The following is a 15993-nucleotide window of genomic DNA, read 5'->3' as shown; positions in this document are numbered from 1 at the left end:
GATCTTCAACTTTTCTTCCATTCCTGCCTATGTCCTATGCTTCCGCCTATCAAATCCGTTCCGCCTTCCGTGATTTTGCCGATCTTTCGGCATGGAATGCGCCTTATGCCGTGACCCTGACATTGCGTCAGAAACGCATGGTCGAAGACGATACGGGACGATCATATGATGTGAGGTTGACGCCGGAACGGGCCAGCCAGAATTTTCGCCATTTCCTGAAACTTCTCAATGCACGCCTGCTCGGCAAAGCTGCAACCCGCTTCGGTCGTAGCGTGAATGTCATTCCAATCCTCGAAGGCGGGAACGGCAAACGCCTGCATTATCATGCTGCCATCGACTGCCCGCGTGACGATCTGCGCGAGGGTTTTCATCTAGCTATAATAACCTGCTGGCTGAAGACCGATTGGGGCTATTGGGAACATGATGTCCAGCCAGATGCCGATGCGGGCTGGATCGACTACATCAGCAAGCCGTGTGACAAGCCTGTATTCGCCGATGCGATTGACTGGGCTAACTGCCACCAACCTATCGACTGCCGGGTATAAACCCCGTTCGACCCCTTGCCTTCGTTGTTGCTCCACAAGGATCATATGATCTGGTCCTTGATTAAATCACTGTATCTAAAAGACTTTTATAAATTCATTCATCATCACATTTTCAAATAGCGCGGAGCGCCACCCGCAGGGTGCCGTGCCAACAATTCCAAAAAGGAGGTTTTATGACACCAACCAAAACACTGATAAATTTCTATGTGCCCTCCGACGTTTTGCAGCCGTTCGACCGACTATGCCGTCTGCACGGCAAGCCGCGGTCGCAGGTTCTCAATGAGCTGCTATGTGACTATGTATTGACGATCGGTCTGGAAGCATTTTCACGGATCGATCAGGTCCGAAAGATCGATGAACGGCTAAAAACCGCTATAACAAGGCAGATTGAAGGCGTGTAGATAATCGGAATCATGGAGCGGAGCGCAGTTGCACCGTTAGTAGCTCGTCAAGGAAGCTCACCATTTCTGAAAGATCGGTCATACCGCTTTCATCCATCCCCTTGTCCATGCGATTTAGAATGTCGCAATAGCGGTCCCTATGAGTGATCCGAATCTGTTCTGTCACGGTATTCGACCCTGGAAGCCACTCATTGAATTTGGCGCAAAGAATGAAATACGACAGAGCACGTGAAGACCGACCGTTTCCTTCAGCAAAAGGGTGGATGTGGTTTACGCCCCAGAGGGCAAATGCGGCACTCTCCAATGCGGACATTGCTGCCCACTGGTTCAGCAGGCTGTGCCAAAACCGTTCCATCAACGGTTCGACGCTTTCCCAACGGCAGGGCACATGTTTGCCCACCTCCACGTTGTATTTTTCTCGATACCGCCCCGGCTGCTCCGAAAGATATTGAACCGCGTAAAAATTCAGGTCGCAGAGAAACTGCTTACCCAAAGGAAATTGTACGTTTTTAAAAACTTCATACGCTGTTCGTAAAAAATCATATTGTCGCGCACGATTGCGCTCCGAAACGTACTGAAAAATGTCGCTCCCCTTGTCCAGTACGATCATATCTGCCTCTTAAGAAAAACCCGACCTTTTCAGGCCGGGCTTTCTTTTTTTCGATAATGTGGCCAGGCAGTCAAGTACCCGCCGGGTAACTTTATGCGAGCTCCAGCGACCGGCGAACCGTTTCCTTAGTACCATGATCGTCGGACGGCGCATTGCCGTACACGAAGCTGACCCGCTGCGCCTCGATTTCGGCAGGCAACATCTCACGCCCTCTAACGCGCTGAAGCTCTCTCTTCAGTTCTTCGGTCATGGTCATCCTTTCAAAGCCAACGTGCACATAACCCTTTTACGTCAGGTAAACGAACGTCGGGGGAAATGGGTCCTATATGGTAGGCGGCGTAGCACGCGTACAAGCGAATGTTAATTGCGATTTTCGCATGGTGAAAGTTAGCGTACTTTTGCGCACACGCCACATGGCTCTTGACTAAAGTGGACCACGGTCGACGTGAGTTTTTTGGGTGAAGCGATGGGAGCGATATACATGCTGAAGCCGGCGAGCCTTCGTGCCTTCGTGGAGGAAAGCAATCGGATCGAGGGTATCGTTCGCCCTGTCACGGATGTCGAAATCTCTGCACATGAGCGATTTCTAGAAGAGGAACCCAGCATACAAGGGCTATGCAGATTTGTCGCAACCGTGCAGCCAGGAGCACGCCTTCGCGATCTACCGGGGATGAATGTGCAGGTAGGCGCGTATCTTCCGCCTCGCGGCGGTCCAGAAATAACCCAACGTCTTGCGCGTTTATTGTCGGAAGCCAGAGACCCTTATACTGCCCATAAGGAATATGAGAATTTGCACCCTTTCAGCGACGGAAACGGTAGATCCGGCCGTGCATTCTGGCTCTGGCTAATGGGAGGAATTGAAAGTGCTCCCCTCGGCTTCCTCCACCATTGGTATTACCAAAGCTTGCAGCATGGGCCATGAGGTGAGGCTGTCGAGCTTTTAAGACATGTGGCCTTACCGACAGGGCTCATAACGTTTCTTACGTCAATCCGGCACCTCTCTCTCCGTCCGTAAACCAAGCCCTCGATGGAATTACCGGCGTAATGTCTCTGGCGCTTCCAATGATCGCCATGCCTGCTAAGGGGATGGCGACACTGCTTGTAGAGCTTTGTAGGGAATGATGACGCCGCTAGAGGGAATCTATTTTCGATCAAGGATTATACACGGCGACCTCGTCGTTGCTGACAAGGAATTGATCAACCAGATTGGGCCTTCTGGAACGTGGATGCCGTTTTTGAAGGTCGTCCTAGTCGCGTTGGGCAATCTTGCGGATTTAGAAGGTGGCCTGAGGACGCTATATCGGGACCACCCCGCGATAGCCGCTGCCATGAAGGCTCTCCAGTCCGATCTTCAATTCGCGAAATATCTTCGGAATGTTTTTGGCGGCCACATCAACGATGTCTTGATCGCCAAGGCTTATGAATGGCGCCCAGAACTAAGAAAGCTGCCGACGATCCGGGAGCTGGATGGTTCTATCGTGTTAAATCTGTACGTGCTTGAAACTGCAATAAACACTTATGTCGCACCGGACGGAAGCCACGGTATGTTTCCGTCTGAAACCGATCTCATCTATCCGCCTGATATGGATCGCTTCTGCAAATGGATATCCGCCGCAGTGCGATCTGCTATTCAAATATGTGACATGCTGGGCACCATCACCCACACGGTAGTCAAGCCTCTCGGTGACGAGCTGGAAACGTTGGATGCCTTCAAAGCCGCTGGCCTCACAGACTTTATGAGAATCAAGAAAGGTAGGTGATTACAGCTTTCACCAGAACCCCGACATTCCGTTCTGTGCATGATGAATCGCCTGTTGCCACCTCCCATGGAAGTGGGATGGCCGTCTACGACAAACCAACGTTTGTTTTGGACGGAGCCTGATTATGAACCGCTATGTTGCCTATTTCCGAGTATCGACAGCCTCCCAAGGTCGATCTGGTCTGGGGCTGGCTGCACAGAAATCGAAAATCGAAGCATTTTTGAATGCCAGAGATGTGGTGGTCGCCGAGTTTATCGAGGTTCATTCTGGCAAGTCTGACAATCGTGCAGAACTATGGAAGGCGATTGCCCATGCCAAGAAGCATGGAGCGAAAATCCTGATTGCGAAGCTGGATCGATTTTCGCGCAAAGTTAGCTTCATCGCCGGGATCATGGAGCAGGGGATTGGGTTGGTCGTGGCCGATATGCCCCACGCCACTGATTTCCAGCTGCATATTTTCGCTGCGCTTGCGCAGGAGGAGCGAAGGCTGATTTCGGAACGAACCCGCAGCGCCTTGGCGGAAGCGAAGAAGCGGGGTGTTCGCCTTGGCAAAAATGCTTTGGCATTAAAAGAGCGCCATCGCAGTCAAGCGTTAGCATATGCACGCTCGATGGAGGCGATTATCGTTCCGATGTTTCGTGACGGTTGGTCGTTGCGGGCAATCGCCTCCTCCTTAAATGCGGCGCGTGTTCCATCCGTCAGGGGAGGGTGTTTTACCGCTCAGACGGTCAAGAATATTTTGGCGCGGCTTGACATTCCGTCCCACGAACAGGGCCGTCGCGGTTGTTTGACAGCGATTACGGCCAAAGGTGGTGTCGCGGCGTTCGACGAGTGACGGACACATTCGGCTTGCAATGTGTTAAGAGAAATCTTAACTCCACTGCGGTATGGCGGATCAAGATGATGATGAGAGTCTCAAAAAGCTTGGATGCAGCATCCTTGCGGTTGCAGGTGATGCACGCGTGGTGATCGCCAAATCGCCCAAAAAGGATTTTGATTCGCTTGAGACGAAGCAACAGGCAAGATTTATTGCTATAATGAAAGGCTGGTGCGTCGGGCAAAAGCTAGTTCCCAATATGTTCAATTATAATGAAGGAAGATCAAAAAAGGTTCTTCTGCAAGCATTTAAGGGCTTTAAGCACAGGTTTTACGGCTTCCAGACTACGGTTGGAAACATAAAAACCTTCATCATTGTGAAAGCTGACTTGGCAAAGAAACAAGATAAGGCAGATCCCATCGTCCTCGGCCGAGCGTTGGAGATCGCTGATGAAATCCAGTCAGCTATACAGGTCGAAACGAAAGGAAAGGACAAATGACCATCATCAGCAACCAGGAGCATGATGCCGTCTTCGCGGAGGAGGCGTTCATTGTCGATGCACAGCTTTTTTTGCATAATCTTATGGAAGAAAAAGGCTTTTCTCGTGCAGACCTGGCTAAGGCGATGGGGGTTTCTCGTGCTCGAATCAGCCAAGTCTTCAGCGATGAGTGCAAAAACTTCACCATGAGGCTTTTCGCGCGAGCCGTTAATGCGATGGATGAAACGCCCCGACTCACCTGCGATCATTTCGAGCGCCAGATTGAGCAAGCCGCTGCTCGGCAGCGGGAAGTCTCGATCGATTTGGCAGATAATGTCGTGCCGTTTTGGGGTGAGATGATGGACGATACAGATTATAGTGATTGTCTGACTGCGAATGACAATCGCCTAGCCAGTTTGAGGCGAAAGGCTGCTTAATGGGCGATATTTCCAAGGAAGTCGCGCAAGATCTTCCTAAGGGCGGGTTTTCCGGTGACGAGTATAACCACGTCGCGCGCGAGTCTGAACTCGACAGTATCAGGCTGCTGACGAGCAAATTCAGCATCGAGCCTGAATACTGGGATGTAAAAAATCAGGTGAAGTTGAGTTACGGCCGAAAAATCATCGGCTGTCAGTATTCTGCCGAGGACAGCATTGTTGTAGCTATTTTCCAATATCATGTGGAAGCAAAGCATCTTCGGAAAAGGGTTGTCAGCTTCGCGGCTGAATATGGTGTTTCATATGATCTTCCTAAAGACGCGACCGAAGCTGCCGCAATCGGGTTTTGTAAAAACGTGGGAAAATTCGCCGCCTATCCCTATTTCCGGGCACTGGCTGCTCATATCTTGACGGAAGCAGGGGTTAGTCTTCCTCCCTTGCCAGCGATCGCTTCGACTGCCCATATTCAGAAAAAGCCTAAGGAGCCTTCTGAGTGATTGGCGCGTCGTATCGACCGGGAGCAAACCGATCTGAGCGATCAGGACGCGTGCGCAATTAGGCGCTGCCTCCTGAGGTACACATACTGTGAGTAAGAATAGCAAGATTCCGAGTCAGACCGTGCATCGCAATTCCGTGGACGGTCGCTTCGTCACTGAGCGGTATGCCGATCGTCATCCGAACACCACGGAGCGTGAGCGGATCAAGCATCCGAAGTGAAGACCTACAGGCTGGCTTTTGCCAGCCTGTTTTTTGCTGAACGGATCATGGGAGCAACAGCAATGCTGCCTCTATCCCCAGAGCTGTTGCCAATCTCCCAACAGCACGCACGCTTGGATTTCGAGTGCCGCGCTCCAAATCGCTGAGATAACTGCGCTTCATATCCGCTAAATGGGCAAGCTCTTCCTGCGTCATTTCGCGCAGCTGACGGTAATGCCGCACATTTTTGCCGAGGAGCTGGACCAAATCCATGCCGGGAAATGGCAACAGGCTCCACGGAATGTCTGCCCACCAATCGTGTCATTTTCTGTTGCCTATATCCACCGTGATCGTGAATAGGGGTGACACGATTGAGTGTCATATGGCGGGGGTTATGGCTCGGTACGCACAGAAAGAATGCCACGATTGTCTCGGCGTATTTCCGGGCAATCAGATGGTCCGCATCAGCGAAGAGCGGCGCTCGTATAGCACCCGAAAAGGTCGTCCAGAGAGAACCCAATACGGAAATCACGTCTCGATTGGAGTGGGGCCTTCACGAACCACCACACACACCAGCACGCGAGAGTTGTTGATTTGCCGAGGTTGCCGCCGTCGACGTCGGCGAAACTTCCTCTTCAAGGCTATCCTGCTATGCGTGATCATTGGCGGTATAATCGCTTACAGCGATGGCCATGGTTCACATAGACGGACCAAATCTCCGCAAGCCGAGCCTAAACAAAGCCATCAAGAATATAATGGACCGGCATTGGCGGAAGAGCAATTTCAACCCGTTCCAGATGGCCCGGGCGATAGTCAGGCGTCCCCGTCATTGAGCGATGCTGACACGCCGCTGTCGGAAAGCGGTTCGCTGCCTACCGAGGGGCATACTTCAACAAACAGTGTTGCTCCGGTGGTTCCGCAATCGAACGGTGAGCGGGATGGACGTGTGTTGGAAAGTGATTTGACCGCCTTCTGACTGATGTGCGTGAGCTAGTGCTCACGGTACAAATCATTCGAGAAATGCATCCAGCGTCGGCCCCGGCTCAGACAGAGGGATGACCGTCACATCCGCTATGGTCCGTTGAATGGAAAGCTGGTCTTCCGATTTCCAGCCGACGAACTTTCGACAGGGGCCGCACTTTACCCTGTAATCGTGCGTCGGCACATCGGACACATGCCATTCAGAAGCTGGACGTCCGCATCTGGGGCATACTGTGGGTTGGATTTGGCCGCTCATACCTCCTGCTAGCAGGAGGCGCGCCGGAGCGAAGCTGTTTTATCACCTGCCGAATCGCTTTCTGATCTCGGCAGTGGCCTTCGTCAGGTGATCGTCGAATTCTCCCGCGAGAACCATCGTCCTGACGGTGCATAGGATATGCTCGCATTCATCGAGATCCTTGCACAGGATGGAGAACATTCCCTTCTTCAGTTCCAGCGGGTGACGTCCATATTTGACCGGCACATAATATCGTCCCTGCTCGTCCATCCAGACCCATGACGACCGTTGCTCCTTCCCCTCGATCATTTCTCGAACATAGCCGATCTGCTGATCGATCCGCCGAACGAGCTTTTGCCGACGCTGGACAGGTGCCGTTGCCTTTTCCGGCTTCTGATTTGCTGCGAACTTGAAATCCATGATGGCATCTCCTTACCGTTGATGCCACCGCGTCCGCTCACTCCCCCATAAGGTCCACATAGCTCGGTTCGAATTCTGTGGAACTTGGCGAATGGGGCGATTTCCGCAGTGTTTTTGCCGGATTTTCGCCGTTTTCCGCTCCCTTCAACCAACCAAAAGCAGCGTCATTCAGCTTGGGCGTCCGCTTCCTCGTGCGCTCCGTTGAGGTGTGGGGTCTGCCTTTTGTCAGTTCCTCTGACATGGTGACGTTGGAGGTGTGACCGTAATAATCCTCCAGCATCTTCACGGACGTTCCCATGTTCCGCGACAGGATATAGTGGTTCACCCCCTCGTGTAGCCGGAAGGTCGCATAGGTATGACGGAGGGAATAAATCGTTCTTTTCCGTCCGAACGAATCCGTTTCCACACCGCATTTTTCGAGCAGGGTCTGGAAAGATTTTTTGAACGATCCGATTTCTGATCCATCTTGGTGGCAGAAAACCAGCCCGTCAGGATCAAGCGACGTTCCGTCGATCTCGGCCAAGCGAAGGTCATAAATCCGGCGGAAATACAGCTTTATGTCCGGCGTTCTGGAGACGACCTCCCGAATGCCGGTTTTTCCGCTAACGGTAAGAACGACGTTCCTGGGTTTGTCGGTGCCGCCGTCTATCTCGCGGACATCCCTCCATTTCAGGTTTCTCGCTTCACCTACCCTGATGCCGGTATTTGCGAGAATCAGGACGTAATTGACCAGCATCGTCCTTTCCCGGAGGGTTTTGCGATTCGTCACTTTCACGAATTCCCGCAAATTCCGGGTGATTTTCCGCCATTCCCGTTCGTTGAAATGCGGTCGACGGGATTTTTCACCGTTGATCCGGGGAAATTTCGGAATGTCCTTCAGATAGCCTTCCTCCACGCACCAGCGAAAGAAATGCTGTAGATCGTTGTGAATCCGTTTGGTGGTATTGGGGGACATGATCCCCTTCTTGGTGTTTTTCCGCAGATCGTCGGTCAGTTTGGAAATTGTAGCGGTCGTCAGATTTTCGAAAGTCTGACTGCCAACCAATGGTTTCACCCGTTTGAGCAGCAAAACCCGATAGTGAACCGATAGCTTTTCCTTGTCCGCTTCGAAGCGTTCGACAAAGGCATCGATGCCGACGGTGATTTTCGTTCCGTGAACGACCTGACCGCCAAGCACCTGAACAAGCTGTCGATGGTAGAGATCGTCGGCAAATTTATAGGCGAGATGTTCATCAGCCGTCCGGGTGGATCGATAGACGTATCCCTTCATGCCGGGAGTTTTGATCCGACAGAACCATATGGGCTTTTTGTAGTCCCCTCGAAGGAAGAGGTAGATTCCTCCATCGCGAAAAGACTTTGATTCGAGGATGTTCTTTGCCTGCCGACCTTTGTGGTCGTCCGCGACCGATGCAGAATCGTTAAGACCCGATTTTTCCAAAATTCCGTCCCCAAATCCGGATATCCGTATGCGATCCGTATATCGGGATTTTTGGTGTTCGGGAAAACCGAAGATTTGGAAAATCGCAGATTTCTGCGATTTCTGGAGCGGGCGAAGGGATTCGAACCCTCGACCCCAACCTTGGCAAGGTTGTGCTCTACCCCTGAGCTACGCCCGCTCTGGCGGCCGGAGGAAGTCCCTCTCGGCGGGTGAGGCGGGCAACTAGCAGCGGTTGGGGAGGTCGGCAAGGGAGAATTTGGCCTCGCCTCAAATTTATCCGGCTGGCGGACTTTCCTGCCCCGGAGGAAGGACTGCGCTTGGCTGCGGAAGGCGCGCGCCCTATCTGAGCGACGCCGCATCTTTTCTGACCATGGCGGATCATCCGGGAATATGCTTCGTATTGGCTACGGCAGGAGGAAGGACGATATGGCGCCAGACGATCTGACTCGCCGTGCCGTGCTGCAAGGCGGGGGCGCGGCGATGGCGGTTCCGGTCGTGGCCGACGCGAAAACCGGGGCGATGCGAGTGCCCGAATTTAACGAGGGAAGACACATGACGACCGTTGAGCTGACAGTGAACGGCCGTCAGGTGCATCTGCAACTCGATCCGCGCACGACATTGCTGGACGCCCTGCGTGAGCATCTGCACCTCACCGGGACCAAGAAGGGCTGCGACCATGGTCAGTGCGGCGCCTGCACGGTGATTGTCGAGGGCCAGCGGATCAATAGCTGCCTGACGCTGGCCGTCATGCATGAGGGCGAAACCGTAACGACGATCGAGGGGCTCGGCACGCCGGAAAAGCTCCATCCCATGCAGCGGGCCTTCATCACGCATGACGGATATCAATGCGGTTACTGCACGCCCGGACAAATCTGTTCCGCTGTCGCCGTGCTGGGCGAGATCAAGGCGGGTATCCCGAGCCACGTGACCGATGATCTGGAGCAGGTCGCCTTCTCGGACGCGGAATTGCGCGAGCGGATGAGCGGCAATATCTGCCGCTGCGCCGCCTATCCCAACATCATCGCCGCTATTCGTGATGTCGCCGGGGAGGAAAAGGCATGAGGCCCTTCACCTACAGCCGGGCCGCCAGCGTCGAAGATGCCGTGAAAGCCGCCGCGCGCACGCCGGACACGCGCTTCATCGCAGGGGGCACCAATTTGCTCGACCTCATGAAGTTGCAGATCGAAACGCCCGCGAATCTGATCGACGTCAACCATCTCGGCCTCGACCGGATCGAGCGGACGGCCGAGGGCGGCTTGCGGATCGGGGCAATGGTTCGCAACACGGCACTTGCGGCGGACAAAATGGTACGGCGCGACTATGCAGTGCTCAGCCGCGCGCTGCTTGCGGGGGCATCGGGCCAATTGCGCAACAAGGCAACGACCGCCGGAAACCTGCTTCAGCGCACCCGCTGCCCCTATTTTTACGACATCCGCATGCCCTGCAACAAGAGGAAGCCGGGCAGCGGATGCGGCGCGTTGAAGGGGATCAGCCGCAGTCTGGCGATCATCGGCACCAGCGACGCCTGCATCGCGCAGCATCCTTCCGACATGGCCGTGGCGATGCGCGTGCTGGATGCGACGGTGGATACAGTGGCCCCGGATGGGACGCGCCGTTCCATTCCCATAGCGGATTTTCATCTACTGCCGGGGGAAACGCCGCATGTCGAACATGCGCTGCAACCGGGCGAACTCATAACGTCGGTGACATTGCCCAAGCCGATTGGCGGCACCCATGTCTATCGCAAGGTGCGGGATCGCCATTCCTACGCCTTTGCTCTGGTTTCCGTGGCGGCAGTGTTCGACGGAGATGACGGCACCCGCTTCGCCTTTGGCGGCATCGCGCCCAAGCCATGGCGCGTCCCGGCGGCTGATGCGGCGGCAAAAGCTGGCCCCATTGCGGTTGCTGATGCGGCGTTGGCAGGCGCCCGGCCCACCGATCAGAATGCGTTCAAGCAGCAACTGACCGCCAGGACGCTGGCATCCCTCTTCCGCCAGAAGGAGGCGCGGCCATGAAATTCGACAAGCCCGCTACGATCAATCCCATCGATCGCGGCCGTGTGATCGGTGTTGCGCATGATCGCATCGACGGAGCGGCAAAGGTCACCGGCACCGCGCCCTACGCCTATGAACGGCACGATGCCGCGCCCGGTGCCGCCTATGGCTGGATTGTCGGATCGGCAATCGCGAAGGGCAAGATCGACGCCATGGACCTGCGCGCCGCTCAAGCGGCACCCGGCGTGCTGGCTGTCGTCACGCATCAAAATGCCGGGCCGCTGGCAAAGGGCGGGAGGAACACCGCCCATCTGCTGGGCGGACCCCTGATCGAACATTATGATCAGGCGGTGGCGTTGATCGTCGCCGATACGTTTGAAAATGCCCGCGACGCCGCCCGGCTGCTGCGCATCGACTACAGCCTGGAAAAAGGGCGTTACGATCTCGCAGTCGAACGTCAAAATACCATCGTTCCGGAAGAGGGGTTCGGCGGCCCTGCCGACACGCGCGCGGGGGATTTCGACGCGGGTTTCGCCAGCGCGGCGGTAAAGATCGACCAGAGCTACACGACGCCCGACCAAAGCCACGCAATGATGGAACCGCATGCGACCACGGCTGCATGGAATGGTGATCAGCTGACCTTGTGGACATCCAATCAGATGGTCGCCTGGACCGTTGAGGACATGGCGGTTACGCTGAAGATCCCGAAGGAAAACATTCGGGTCATCTCGCCCTACATCGGCGGTGGCTTCGGCGCAAAGCTGTTCCTGCGCGCCGACGCGCTGCTGGCGGCTCTGGGTGCACGGATGGTGGGTCGGCCGGTCAAGGTGGCCCTGGCCCGGCCGCAGGTGCCCAACAACACCACCCACCGCGCGGCGACCATTCAACGCATCCGCATCGGCGCGGACAAGGATGGCATTATCGATGCGATCGCCCATGAAGTCTGGTCCGGCGACTTGCCCGGCGGTGGTCCGGAGGTCGCGGCGCAACAGACGCGGCTGCTTTATCGCGGTGCCAATCGGCTGATCGCGCACCGGCTGGCGGTGCTGGACCTGCCCGAAGCCAATGCGATGCGCGCTCCGGGCGAAGCGGTGGGTCTGCTCGCGCTGGAAGTCGCGATGGATGAACTTGCCGAAGCCTGCGACGTCGATCCGGTCGAACTGCGCATCCGCAACGATGTGCAATATGATCCGGAAGCAGGGCCGCAGCGCCCCTTTTCCAGCCGCAAGTTCGTTGAATGTCTGCGTCAGGGCGCGGAGCGGTTCGGATGGGAAAAGCGTCATCCGAAGCCCGGCCAGGTTCGGGACGGCCGCTGGCTGATCGGCATGGGCATGGCTGCCGCTTTCCGCAACAATCTCGTCGCGCCCTCCGGCGCACGCGTCGGCGTGGACCAGCGCGGCCAGGTCGTCGTGGAAACCGACATGACGGATATCGGCACCGGCACCTACACCATCCTCGCGCAGACGGCGGCGGAAATGCTGGGCGTGCCGATCGAGGCGGTTACGGTGCGTCTGGGCGACAGTCGCTTCCCTGCGTCGTCCGGATCAGGAGGCCAGTTCGGCGCAAACAGCTCCACTGCGGGCCTCTATGCCGCCTGCGCGGCGTTGCGGGTCAAGCTGGCCGCCAAGGCTGGCTTCCCGGCAGACGACGCGATTTTCGAAGATGGGCTGGTGCGATTTGGCAATCAGTCGCAGCCCATCGGCAGTCTCGCGGAAGAGGGCGGCCTGTGGGCGGAGGACCGGATCACATTCGGCAAACTGACCAGGAATTATGCGCAGGCGACCTTTGGCGCGCATTTCTGCGAAGTCGGGGTAGACGTCGACACGGCGGAAGTTCGGGTCAGGCGTATGGGCGGCGCATTCGCGGCTGGCCGCATCCTCAATCCGAAATCGGCCCGCAGCCAGGTCATCGGCGCCATGACAATGGGCGTGGGCGCCGCATTGATGGAGGCGTTGCATGTCGACACGCGCTTTGGCTTCTTCGTCAATCATGACATGGCGGAATATGTGGTCCCCGTGCATGCCGACATTCCCGATCAGGATGTGCTCTTTATTGATGAACTGGACGACAAATCGTCTCCGATGAAGGCCAAGGGCGTGGGCGAACTGGGCATCTGCGGTGCTGGCGCAGCGGTTGCCAATGCCATCTATAACGCCACGGGAATCCGCCTGCGCGACTATCCGCTCACCATCGACAAGCTGCTGGCCGGGCGGGCGGGGTCGGCGCTGGCCTGACGCGGCAGGCCGCGCGGCGTCGTTGTCAGGGGGAGGGCGCACCGCTATCAGCGACGCCGTGAAAGCCGCATCCCTTTGCCTGTTGCCTGCATTGCTACCCTCTGCCGCGCTCGCCCAACCGGCGGCGTCTGACAATACGCAGGCACGCATCGTTATTACGGGAGCGGGCTTGCCCCTGCCGCCCGGCACGCCTGCCTATGGGTCGGTGGAGATCGAACGGCAACGCCTGCTAAACAGCGCGTCCGGCAGGATCGAAAGCATCCTGACCGACGTAGCCGGGTTCCAGCAGTTTCGGCGCTCCGACAGCCGGTCGGCAAATCCTTCGGCACAAGGGGCGAGCTTGCGTGCCTTGGGCGGGAACGCGTCCAGCCGTACCCTGGTGCTCTTGGACGGGGTGCCGATGGCCGACCCGTTTTTCGGATACATCCCCTTCAGCGCGCTGGTGCCGGATCGGCTTTCCGGCGCCAGGGTGACGCGTGGGGGCGGTGTCGGCGCTTTTGGATCGGGCGCGGTCGCAGGGACGATCGAGCTGGCGAGCGCCACGCGCGAACAATTGCCCACTCTGGCCGCCAGCGCCCTTTATGGCAGTCGCGATGCGACCGAACTGTCCGCCAGCCTCACGCCTGATCTTGGCGGCGGCTTCGTCTCCCTCTCCGGCCGTTGGGACAAGGGAGATGGATTTTACACGACGCCATCGGAGCAGCGCGTTTCAGCGACGGTCCCTGCCGCCTATGACAGTTGGTCGGCCAATCTGCGCGCCGTAGTTCCGGTTTCCGCCAATGAGGAGCTGCAATTCCGCACGACATTGTTCCACGACGATCGGACGCTTCGCTTTCGTGGCGCGGACAGTGTGAGCGAAGGGCAGGATGCAAGCATCCGCTATGTGTCGCGCGGCCGGTGGCAGGTCGATGCCCTTGCCTATGTCCAGGCGCGCAACTTTGCGAACATCGTCATTTCCTCCAATCCGCCTTTCCGCAAGACGCTGGATCAGCGGAACACGCCTTCCACTGGCCTTGGTGGCAAGGTCGAACTGCGGCCGCCGGTTGGCCCGGACCATCTGCTGCGCATCGGCGTGGACAGCCGTTTTGCCAGCGGCGACATGTTCGAGGATGCCTACAGCGCCGACACTGGATTGGTCACCGCGCGCCGCCATGCGGGGGGACAGCAGCTCACCACGGGTATTTTCGCCGAAGATGACTGGACCTTGGGTCGCCTTGTCCTGACGGGAGGGGTGCGAGCCGACCGCTGGACGATCAGCAATGGCTTCTTCCGCGTGGCGGGATTGGGCGCGACCGACCGGGAATTTGAGAACCGTTCCGGTTGGCAGATGTCGGGTCGGGCAGGGGCGCTATGGCATGCCGGTGAGGGGATTGCCGTGCGAGGCGCGGCTTATACCGGCTTCCGCCTGCCGACGCTGAACGAGCTTTACCGGCCTTTCGTCGTCTTTCCGGTCACGACGCAGGCCAATGACGCTCTCGCGCCGGAGAAGCTGAAGGGGATCGAGGCCGGGATCGACATAAGCCCAATCAAAGGCATGACCTTGTCGGCAACCGCCTTCTATAACCGGCTGGACGACGCCATCGCCAATGTCACGATCGACACCAATCTGCGCAAGCGGGAAAATGTCGATGCCATCGTGGCCAAGGGGGTCGAACTGACCGCTGTCGGCCAGATCGGCTCGCTATTCCTGTCCGCCTCCTACGCCTATAGCCACAGCATCGTTCGCGCGCCGGGCAGCCTTTTCGACGGCCTTTCCCCTGCTCAGACGCCCCGCCACGCCGCCAGCACGACCTTGGCCTGGCAGCCCCGGCGCGGACCCAGCCTGTCGGCCACCCTGCGCTATATCTCCGCCCAGTATGAAGACGATCTTCATGTCGATCGCCTGCCGGGCGCCGTGACGGCCGACGCCGTCGCTCGCTTGCCGATCGGGCATGGCGTCCAATTGATCCTGCGCGGCGAAAATCTCTTCGACGAAGATGTCGTCACCCGCCGCGTCACTACCGCCACAGGCGTGTCGGAGGACCTCGGCGCGCCGCGCACATTATGGGTCGGACTGACGCTGAGCCGCTGAATTTCGCGCTTCTTGCTTCATATCAAAGAGGGTCGGCGCACGCTTTGCTAGAGCGGCCGGAACCATCCGACCTGAGGTTCCGTGTGCGCAAATATTGATGACCCTTCTCCCCGAGCTTTTTCGACGGCTCGATTGGCTGAATTTCGATCGCCAAGTCCGGCGGAACTCGAAATCTTGTCCAGCCTCGCAGGCCCGGTTCAGCAGATCGCGCGTAACCGGACGAACCGGCGGGAAGGGGATGCCCCCCAGTCCATCTACATGTTGTTGGAAGGCTGGGCGCTAAGCAGCATGACGCTGGCCGATGGCGGGCGGCAGATATTGAAAGTGCATTTGCCTGGCGACCTTCTGGGTACGCCCAGCATGGCGCTCGACCGGGCGGCAGAGACTTTGACGGCGCTCACTCCGGTCAAGCTGCGGTCGATCAGCCTGTCGGCATTTGGCAGCCTTTTCACGCGCGCGCCGCACATGGCCGCCCTCATGTTTCTCAGCGTGCAGCAGGAACGCGTCATGCTGATGGACCGGCTCTGCTCGATCGGCCGCACTTCTGCCGAAAGCCGCCTCGCCGATTTTCTGGTTCACCTGCATAGCCGCTTGAATGTCGTTCAACCCGGCACCGGGCCGCGTTTCGAACATCCGCTGACGCAGGAACAGATCGGCGACGTCATCGGCCTTACCGCCGTCCATGTGAACCGCGTCTTCCGCACGCTGGAGGACAAGGGTCTTATCCTGCGGGACGGCCACAGGATCGAACTGCTCAACGTCCCGGGCTTGCGTAAACTGAGCGGCGTACCGACCCGAACACTCGCGCAGGATCTAAGTTGGCTGCCAAAGCCGCTGCCCTGACCTGCGTTCATCACACTTAGGGAAGAGACGGGG

Annotated in this window: 18 protein-coding genes and 1 tRNA gene; 13 read left to right on the top strand and 6 right to left on the bottom strand. The window is 57.3% G+C overall.

What is annotated here, in order from left to right; genetic code table 11:
• The first annotated feature begins 29 nt into the window (after positions 1-29).
• Complete coding sequence (locus ACZ5U1_RS10465) at positions 30-545, top strand: hypothetical protein (RefSeq protein ID WP_464778348.1); 516 nt, start codon at positions 30-32, stop codon at positions 543-545.
• A gap of 411 nt (positions 546-956) precedes the next feature.
• On the opposite strand, the gene ACZ5U1_RS10460 is transcribed toward ACZ5U1_RS10465, so the two are convergent.
• Both ACZ5U1_RS10460 and ACZ5U1_RS10455 read right to left on the bottom strand, forming a co-directional pair.
• Positions 957-1556, bottom strand: a complete 600-nt coding sequence (locus ACZ5U1_RS10460; RefSeq protein WP_464778347.1) for a Fic family protein — start codon at positions 1554-1556, stop codon at positions 957-959.
• Positions 1557-1647: 91 nt separating this feature from the next.
• Positions 1648-1806, bottom strand: a complete 159-nt coding sequence (locus tag ACZ5U1_RS10455; protein ID WP_464778346.1) for a hypothetical protein — start codon at positions 1804-1806, stop codon at positions 1648-1650.
• Between the two features lie 216 nt (positions 1807-2022).
• Between ACZ5U1_RS10455 and ACZ5U1_RS10450 the strand changes: the two genes are divergently transcribed.
• The 6 genes from ACZ5U1_RS10450 (at position 2023) to ACZ5U1_RS10425 (ending at position 5545) form a co-directional block, all read left to right on the top strand.
• Positions 2023-2478 carry a Fic family protein gene (locus ACZ5U1_RS10450; protein WP_464780028.1) on the top strand — a complete coding sequence of 152 codons (456 nt, stop codon included), beginning with the start codon at positions 2023-2025 and terminating at the stop codon, positions 2476-2478.
• A 196-nt stretch (positions 2479-2674) separates the two neighbouring features.
• Complete coding sequence (locus ACZ5U1_RS10445) at positions 2675-3316, top strand: hypothetical protein (RefSeq protein ID WP_464778345.1); 642 nt, start codon at positions 2675-2677, stop codon at positions 3314-3316.
• Positions 3317-3440: 124 nt separating this feature from the next.
• Positions 3441-4151, top strand: a complete 711-nt coding sequence (locus tag ACZ5U1_RS10440; RefSeq protein ID WP_464778344.1) for a recombinase family protein — start codon at positions 3441-3443, stop codon at positions 4149-4151.
• A 52-nt stretch (positions 4152-4203) separates the two neighbouring features.
• Entirely contained in the window at positions 4204-4632 is a 429-nt protein-coding gene (locus ACZ5U1_RS10435) for a hypothetical protein (RefSeq protein ID WP_464778343.1), read from the top strand.
• A complete protein-coding gene (locus ACZ5U1_RS10430) occupies positions 4629-5048 on the top strand; it encodes a helix-turn-helix domain-containing protein (RefSeq protein WP_464778342.1) in 420 nt (139 codons plus the stop codon). The genes ACZ5U1_RS10435 and ACZ5U1_RS10430 overlap by 4 nt, the downstream gene beginning before the upstream one ends.
• Entirely contained in the window at positions 5048-5545 is a 498-nt protein-coding gene (locus tag ACZ5U1_RS10425) for a hypothetical protein (protein ID WP_464778341.1), read from the top strand. Before ACZ5U1_RS10430 ends, ACZ5U1_RS10425 begins: the two co-directional genes overlap by 1 nt.
• Positions 5546-5810: 265 nt before the next feature.
• On the opposite strand, the gene ACZ5U1_RS10420 is transcribed toward ACZ5U1_RS10425, so the two are convergent.
• Positions 5811-6032, bottom strand: coding sequence for a helix-turn-helix domain-containing protein (locus tag ACZ5U1_RS10420; RefSeq protein ID WP_464778340.1), 222 nt, complete (start codon positions 6030-6032; stop codon positions 5811-5813).
• Positions 6033-6573: 541 nt separating this feature from the next.
• On the opposite strand from ACZ5U1_RS10420, the gene ACZ5U1_RS10415 reads away from it, so the two are divergent.
• Positions 6574-6720 (top strand): hypothetical protein, encoded by a 147-nt coding sequence (locus tag ACZ5U1_RS10415; RefSeq protein WP_464778339.1) that lies wholly within the window; start codon positions 6574-6576, stop codon positions 6718-6720.
• 303 nt (positions 6721-7023) lie between these two features.
• Here the strand turns inward: ACZ5U1_RS10415 and ACZ5U1_RS10410 are convergent, their stop codons facing one another.
• The 3 genes from ACZ5U1_RS10410 to ACZ5U1_RS10400 form a co-directional block, all read right to left on the bottom strand.
• Positions 7024-7380: a hypothetical protein gene (locus ACZ5U1_RS10410; RefSeq protein ID WP_464778338.1), complete on the bottom strand. Its 357-nt coding sequence runs from the start codon at positions 7378-7380 to the stop codon at positions 7024-7026.
• A gap of 37 nt (positions 7381-7417) precedes the next feature.
• Positions 7418-8818, bottom strand: coding sequence for a tyrosine-type recombinase/integrase (locus tag ACZ5U1_RS10405; RefSeq protein ID WP_464778337.1), 1401 nt, complete (start codon positions 8816-8818; stop codon positions 7418-7420).
• A gap of 103 nt (positions 8819-8921) precedes the next feature.
• Positions 8922-8996 (bottom strand) — tRNA-Gly (locus tag ACZ5U1_RS10400).
• A gap of 248 nt (positions 8997-9244) precedes the next feature.
• On the opposite strand from ACZ5U1_RS10400, the gene paoA reads away from it, so the two are divergent.
• From paoA to ACZ5U1_RS10375, 5 genes are all read left to right on the top strand, one after another.
• On the top strand, positions 9245-9880 hold the full coding sequence (gene paoA / locus ACZ5U1_RS10395) for an aldehyde dehydrogenase iron-sulfur subunit PaoA (RefSeq protein ID WP_464778336.1): 636 nt from the start codon (positions 9245-9247) through the stop codon (positions 9878-9880).
• Positions 9877-10833, top strand: a complete 957-nt coding sequence (locus tag ACZ5U1_RS10390; RefSeq protein ID WP_464778335.1) for an FAD binding domain-containing protein — start codon at positions 9877-9879, stop codon at positions 10831-10833. The genes paoA and ACZ5U1_RS10390 overlap by 4 nt, the downstream gene beginning before the upstream one ends.
• Positions 10830-13046, top strand: a complete 2217-nt coding sequence (gene paoC, locus ACZ5U1_RS10385) for an aldehyde oxidoreductase molybdenum-binding subunit PaoC (RefSeq protein ID WP_464778334.1) — start codon at positions 10830-10832, stop codon at positions 13044-13046. Before ACZ5U1_RS10390 ends, paoC begins: the two co-directional genes overlap by 4 nt.
• Positions 13047-13104: 58 nt before the next feature.
• Positions 13105-15117 carry a TonB-dependent receptor gene (locus ACZ5U1_RS10380; RefSeq protein ID WP_464778333.1) on the top strand — a complete coding sequence of 671 codons (2013 nt, stop codon included), beginning with the start codon at positions 13105-13107 and terminating at the stop codon, positions 15115-15117.
• A 174-nt stretch (positions 15118-15291) separates the two neighbouring features.
• Positions 15292-15960 carry a Crp/Fnr family transcriptional regulator gene (locus ACZ5U1_RS10375; protein WP_464778332.1) on the top strand — a complete coding sequence of 223 codons (669 nt, stop codon included), beginning with the start codon at positions 15292-15294 and terminating at the stop codon, positions 15958-15960.
• The last annotated feature ends 33 nt before the right edge of the window (positions 15961-15993 follow it).

Source organism: Sphingobium sp. TomTYG72 (genome assembly GCF_055394715.1).
This window is presented reverse-complemented; position numbering and strand designations above follow the sequence as displayed.